This window comes from Aminobacter sp. P4_D5 (genome assembly GCF_056401815.1).
This window is the reverse complement of record NZ_JBFUIP010001410.1, coordinates 1-516: the sequence shown is the minus strand read 5'-3', so window position 1 is coordinate 516 and position 516 is coordinate 1. Positions and strand designations below refer to the sequence as shown.

Below are 516 nucleotides of genomic sequence, written 5' to 3'. Positions count from 1 at the left end.
ACCATGGCCCGTGGAGACGACGACCATCCTCCAGGCGCAGGCTTGCATGGCGCTCGCGACGACGCCGTCACGCTGTTCCCGGGTCGCGGCTTCGCCCGTCGGGCCGGCCAGCTGATGGGCGACGTTCCGCTGGCCCCGCAGCTCGCCGGCGCGGGCACGCAGATAGTCGCGCACGAATTCCTCGCTGTTCTGCTCGCACCAGCGCCGCGCCTCCGCCTCCGTGGACGTGCAGGGGCGGAGATGACCCTCCGCCTCGCGGCGAACCCGGAGATAGGCATCGTCCTGCGCCAAGGCAGGCGCCATGGCGAAAGCAAGAAGCACAGCTACCAGGCGCATGAGGCTTCATCCGAAGGGGCCTCCGGCATGGTGGCGCATCTCTCCCAGGCCGTCCATGCGGGCGAATGGATGAACCCGGGCCGGCGGGCGTGACGCCTGTCCCGCGCCGGTCGCGCTTCAGCCCGCGTCCTTCGGCGTCGCCGTGGTGGAGGTGTTGGGCGGATTCGCCCAGGCCATCAC

1 protein-coding gene is annotated in these 516 nt (G+C 70.9%); it reads left to right on the top strand.

Annotated elements, in window-relative coordinates:
• Nucleotides 1-429 (top strand): hypothetical protein (locus tag AC1DWF_RS38700; protein WP_476843692.1); only part of this gene is annotated, 429 nt, incomplete at its 5' end.
• Between the last annotated feature and the right edge of the window lie 87 nt (nucleotides 430-516).